The sequence below is a fragment of the Kitasatospora sp. NPDC057512 genome (assembly GCF_042802135.1).
Classification (GTDB): Bacteria; Actinomycetota; Actinomycetes; order Streptomycetales; family Streptomycetaceae; genus Kitasatospora.
This window is the reverse complement of sequence record NZ_JBHVET010000280.1, coordinates 4,811-9,881: the sequence shown is the minus strand read 5'-3', so window position 1 is coordinate 9,881 and position 5,071 is coordinate 4,811. Positions and strand designations below refer to the sequence as shown.

Here is a 5,071-nt window from a genome sequence, read left to right as displayed (position 1 = left end):
GACTGGTACTTCATCAGTCGGCCACAGGTGATCAAGGGAAGGTGACCTCATGAAGCGCATGATGGCGAGTCGGCGGCGCGGTGCTGCGGCCGGGGTGCTGATGGCGGTTCCCGCCGCGTTGTCGCTCGCCACGGGCTGCGGAACCGGTCCGAAGGCGGCAGTCGCCGAGCAGGGTGCGGACCGCCGGCCGACTGCCGTCGCCACGACTCCGGCGCAGGTGCGGACGGACGTCGAACCGCTGAAGCGCCGTTTCCCGCAGCTGGGTTCGCTGTCGGCGGCGATGTGGGTCGGCCGGGTGCTGACGCAGAACTCCGTGACGTGGGTTCCCGGGCCGACCGACGTGAGTATGCAAGGGGTGGCGCGGGTCGAGCCGGTGACGCTGGCGGAGATCACGGCGAACGGGACGTGGGAGGAGATCTCCATCGGTTGCGGTGTCCCGAAGGAGATCGCCGCCGAGGTGGGTGACCCGACCAGGTGGCTCCACAGCAGGGCCTTCGACGAGTCGGTCACCCGGACCCAGTACTCGGGGAGCTTCTACTTCGACAGGCAGGCCGGCCGGGTCTACTTCTGCGCGGTCAACCCGAAGGTCAGGGACGAGAGTTGAGCTGTTGTTCGGCAGGCGCGGCCGTGCCGAAGGGGTTGTCGATCACGTAGCGCCAGTGGCCGGACGGGTCGCGGCGTGCGACGTCGGTGGCGGTGCCGGTGAGGTGGATGTCGGTGCCGTCCGGGGTGGTGCCGGTGATCTCCCAGTCGACGATGAGCAGGGCGATGTCGTCGGCGACGTAGGTGTGCCGGGGGCGGACGGTGATGGGCAGGCCGAGGGAGAGGAACTCGGCGTTGGCGCGGTGGAGTCCGGGGCCGGTGGCGGTGCTGCCGGGGGCGGGGACGAAGACCGCGCCGGGCTCGTAGACCTGGGCGACCAGTTCCGGGCGGCCGGTGTTGAAGGCGGCGGCGAAGGCGGCCGGGTGTTGTGCCGGGTCGGTGCTCGGGGGGAGGGTGGTGGGGTGAGTCATGTGAGCAGTGAAGACCGGCCCGGCGTGGGTCACCAAACGGGAAGTGACGGGCGGGGTGGGCGGGGCTGGGACGAGGAACTGGTGCCGGACGGGCGCGGCCGTACGGCGCGACCGGAGGCGGACTGCCCGGTGGAGGTGGCGCTCGCGGCGGTGGCCGGCCGGTGGACGACGCTGGTGCTGCGCGAGCTGATGCACGGCCCGGCCTCGTACGGGGAGTTGCGCGAGCGGCTGCCGGAGATCAGCTCGAAGGTGCTCGCGGAGCGTCTGCAGGCCCTGGGCACACGGGAGTTGGTGGTTCGGGAGCAGCTGCGCGGGTTTCCGGTGCGGACCTCGTACCGGCTGACGCCGGCCGGGGAGGCGCTGCGGCCGTTGCTGGTGGAGCTGTACCGGACGGGTGTGGTGCTGGCCGGGGGATAGGAGCTCCGGCCTGGGGATGGGGGCGGGCGGCCGTACCCCCGTGGCGGCCGCCCGCCGTACTGGCCCTACGGGTGGTAGACGACCTCCGGGAAGGCCGTCGACGGTCCGTCGAGCAGGTTGCCGCAGTGCCGGCCCCGCAGGTGGAGGTCGAAGAAGGCGCGCGGGTAGGCCTGTTGGACGAGGACGCCGCGGGCGGGGTCGAGGGTGCCGACCTGGGACTGGATCTGCTGCTCGGTCAGGCCGAGCAGCTTGCCCGCCTGCGGGATCAGCGTCATGTTGTCGCCGTACGAGCCGTGGATGGCGCCGGTGGCCTGGACGTCGAGGCGCCAGCCGCGCAGGTGGCCCCAGAAGGTCTCGATGAACGGGCTGGTGGCCCGGGTGTAGCGGGCGGTCATCATCATGAACGGCCGGTCGATGTCGGTGGTGATGGCGGGGTTCGACTCCATCCGCCCGTCCAGGGTGAGACCGGCGCGGATGCGCTGGTCGGCGACCATGGCGAGGCCGACGGCGGTGCCGCCCTTGGACCAGCCGAAGGCGCCCATGTTCCGGGCGTCCAGGTTGCCGAGCAGGCCGGCCGGCAGGGGGCGGCCGTCGACGTCGGGGTTGCGGCCGTTGGCGAGGTCGACGACGCGGTCGAGGAGGAAGAGCAGGTCGGCGGCGTAGTCCTTCGGGGCCAGCCCCGGGGCGGCGCCGTCCCGGGTGACGACGGTGCCGTCGGGGAACTCGGTGAACCCGTCGTGGGTGTGGTCGACGGTGACGACGGCGAAGCCGTGGCTGGCCAACTCCTGGACCACGATGGTGTGGTCGGCGCGGTGGCTGCCCGCGCCGTGCGAGTAGACGACGACGGGGAGCGGCCGGCCGGCCCGGTGGACGGGGGCGCCCTGGTGGGCGGCGGTGAGCGGGGCGAGCGAGAGGGGGAGGGGGAAGTCGGCGTCGTCGAGGAAGGCCTTCAGGGCGCCGTCGGTCATCCAGGGGGCGAGCGGGTACGCGTCGGCGTCCGCGGCCCGGGCCGGGTACCAGACGGTGGCCATCAGCTCGCGGAACCTTCCGGGCCGGGCGTTCGGGTCGAGCCGGGACTCGTCGCGCAGGTGCAGCGGCACCATGCCCACCGGGAAGGGGCCGGTGGGCGCGGGCAGGGTGAGGCGGCCGGGGGTGCCGGTGGCGGCGGGGGCGGGGGCGGGGGCGGCCGAGGCGGCGCGGGCGAGGCCCAGCGGCGCGACGGCGCCCACTGCGAGGGCGGCACCGAGCATGCGACGGCGGCTCGGTCCGGTGGGGCGGGCGGTCGGCGTGGTGTCCATGCGCGGAACGCTGTCACGTGGGGCGTGGAGGCGGCATCGGCCTGTGGATTGATCATCCGTCACCTGGCATTGGCCCACGGGTTTACATCCCCGGGCTGATGCGGAACGGGCGTGCGCGGGATCTCGCGAAGGGCGGCCCGGGGGCGACGACTCGGCCCCCTCGGGTGGGCGAGGAGGCCGAGGGGGCGACGTGCCTAGACGACGTTCTTGTCGATCAGCATCTGCAGCACGTTGACGTGGAAGTCCGGGAAGTCCATCGGCACGATGCCGAACCGGGCGCGCTGCTGGGTGCGGGCGTTCAGGTACGGGTAGACGGTGCGGTCCATCAGGGACTGCGAGCTGGTCTTGGGCCAGTAACCACCCGCGTACGAGAGGAAGTTGACGAACATCTTCGGGTATCCCGGATTGAGGAAGGCCTTGTCGAACTGGGCGACGATGCGCTGGCCCTTGGTCCCCAGGGGGTCGGTGCCGCCGGTCTGCCAGAGGTCCTGGGTGTCGAAGTAGCCGTTCTCGCCGCTGGACCAGTCGATCAGGCCCCACGGGTTGGTGAAGTCGGCGATCAGGACGACCTTCCCCCGGGCGGTGGCGAGGGTCGGCCAGCCGTAGAAGTGGAACAGGTCGCGGTAGCCGAGCCCGTCGAGGTAGTGGTTGATCCGCCGCATGAACTCGGTGTCGTCGAGCGCCTGGCCACCGGCGCGCTCGTTGCGCAGGCGCATCAGGACGGTCTCGCCGGGGTGCGAGCGGAGGAAGGAGCGGCACTGGTCGAGCACGTCCTGGAGTCGGATGTGCTGGTAGTTGTCGGAGTGGTAGATCCCGAGTTCGTCGGGCGCTCCCTGGAGGCCGTTGCAGCGGATGTCGAGGAAGCGGACGCCCTCTGTCAACTGCTGGGGGATGCCCCAGTTCTGGGTGTGCGACCACTCGGTGCCGTAGGCGGGGTTCTCGCAGCAGGAGTCGTGGGTGCCGGGGATGGTGAGGTCCAGGAGGGAGGTGCTGCCGTTCAGGCGGCTCATCCAGCTCTCGGTCGGTAGTCCGCGCGGGGTGGTCGAGGCGGCGGCGGAGGAATGGGCCGAGGCGCTGCCCGGGAGGGCGAGGCCTCCGACGGCGGCGGCGCCGAGGCCCGTGCCCCACCTGAGGAGTTCACGACGTGCGATGCCCATGGTGCGGCTCCTTGGGTCCAGTCGGTCCGGGTCCGGTCGGTCGTGCGAGGCGTGCGCTTGTCATCTTGGAGCACGCGGCCACTGCTTTGGCAGGTTCACGACGCTGGAATTCCGGGGCCGGACGGCCCCAGCGGGGTGAAGATCGAAATGCGCGGACGGCCGCCGCCCGCCACGGTGGGACCGTGGCTGCGATCGTCGTCCTCTTCGAACTGGCCCCGGACCAGGCCCTCGGCCCCGAGGGCGTCGGGCCGGGCGTGGTCGCGGTGCACGCCGCCGGTCAGGACCCGGACGTCCCGGAGGACCCGCAGGCGCGAACCCTCTGCGGGCTGGACACCGCGCCGATGGAGCACGCCCACTACCGCCCCGCCCGGCCGGGCGAGCCGTGGTACCCGCCCGAGCTGGAGCAGCAGCGGTGCCGGCTCTGCGAGGCGGCGCTGCACCGGCTCTGAGGGTCGGAGAACGTTCGAGCGGCCGGTCAGCGGGGCCGGTGGGCGATCGCGGCGAACATCGTCACCGACAGGTGGAACGCCCCGTGCTCGGCGGCCGCGTCGAGGTCGGCGTAGAGCCGGTCGCACTGTTCCCCGGTGAGCAGGCCCCGGTCGACGGCCGCCGCGCCGAGACCGCGGACGATCGGCCGGCCGACCGTGTGGGAGTCGTGCAGGAGGACGTCGGCGCCGAGGGTGTCGACGGTGAGCCCGGCCTCGACCAGCCAGCCCGCGAGGCTGCGCCCGGCCTCCGGGTGGGCGGCGGCGCCCTGGACGACGGCGGCCAGCGCGGTGCGGACCTCCGGGGCCGCCGGGTGCAGTACGAAGGTCGACCAGTCGGTGTCCAGCAGCGCGACCCGACCGCCCGGGCGCAGCACCCGGGCCATCTCGGCGACGGCCTTCGCCGGGTCGGTGAGGTGCTGGAGGACGCGCTCGCACCAGACCGCGTCCAGCTCGCCGTCGGGCAGCGGCAGCGCCTGCGCGTCGCCGTCCAGGAAGCGGGCCGGGCTGCCGGCCTCGGCGGCGCGCCGCTCGGCGACGGCCCGCAGGCCGGGGTGAGGCTCGACGCCGATCGCGCTTCCCGTGGTGCGGCCGGCCGCCCCCCCCACCCGGGGGGCCGCCCCCCCGCGTACCCGGGGCGCCGAGCCGGTGCCGGCGCCGACGCTGTGTCTTATAAACAAAAACCAGCCCACCAGACAAAA

At 73.0% G+C, this 5,071-nt stretch carries 7 protein-coding genes; 3 read left to right on the top strand and 4 right to left on the bottom strand.

The genetic code is table 11. The features are described 5' to 3' along the window. Nucleotides 1-49: 49 nt before the first annotated feature. Nucleotides 50-604 carry a hypothetical protein gene (locus ACFU6K_RS19610; protein ID WP_380664630.1) on the top strand — a complete coding sequence of 185 codons (555 nt, stop codon included), beginning with the start codon at nt 50-52 and terminating at the stop codon, nt 602-604. Here ACFU6K_RS19610 and ACFU6K_RS19605 read toward each other — a convergent pair. Further along, a complete protein-coding gene (locus tag ACFU6K_RS19605) occupies nt 588-1,013 on the bottom strand; it encodes a YybH family protein (protein WP_380664628.1) in 426 nt (141 codons plus the stop codon). The genes ACFU6K_RS19610 and ACFU6K_RS19605 overlap by 17 nt on opposite strands. Before the next feature lie 81 nt (nt 1,014-1,094). Between ACFU6K_RS19605 and ACFU6K_RS19600 the strand changes: the two genes are divergently transcribed. Further along, nucleotides 1,095-1,430 carry a winged helix-turn-helix transcriptional regulator gene (locus ACFU6K_RS19600; RefSeq protein ID WP_380664626.1) on the top strand — a complete coding sequence of 112 codons (336 nt, stop codon included), beginning with the start codon at nt 1,095-1,097 and terminating at the stop codon, nt 1,428-1,430. A gap of 65 nt (nt 1,431-1,495) precedes the next feature. Here the strand turns inward: ACFU6K_RS19600 and ACFU6K_RS19595 are convergent, their stop codons facing one another. Continuing rightward, nucleotides 1,496-2,728 (bottom strand): alpha/beta hydrolase family protein, encoded by a 1,233-nt coding sequence (locus ACFU6K_RS19595; RefSeq protein ID WP_380664624.1) that lies wholly within the window; start codon nt 2,726-2,728, stop codon nt 1,496-1,498. A gap of 194 nt (nt 2,729-2,922) precedes the next feature. Then, nucleotides 2,923-3,885: a phosphatidylinositol-specific phospholipase C gene (locus ACFU6K_RS19590; RefSeq protein WP_380664622.1), complete on the bottom strand. Its 963-nt coding sequence runs from the start codon at nt 3,883-3,885 to the stop codon at nt 2,923-2,925. 182 nt (nt 3,886-4,067) lie between these two features. On the opposite strand from ACFU6K_RS19590, the gene ACFU6K_RS19585 reads away from it, so the two are divergent. Beyond that, on the top strand, nt 4,068-4,334 hold the full coding sequence (locus ACFU6K_RS19585) for a hypothetical protein (protein WP_053111985.1): 267 nt from the start codon (nt 4,068-4,070) through the stop codon (nt 4,332-4,334). A gap of 26 nt (nt 4,335-4,360) precedes the next feature. Here the strand turns inward: ACFU6K_RS19585 and ACFU6K_RS19580 are convergent, their stop codons facing one another. Next, nucleotides 4,361-5,062, bottom strand: coding sequence for a methyltransferase domain-containing protein (locus tag ACFU6K_RS19580; protein WP_380664636.1), 702 nt, complete (start codon nt 5,060-5,062; stop codon nt 4,361-4,363). Nucleotides 5,063-5,071: the final 9 nt, after the last annotated feature.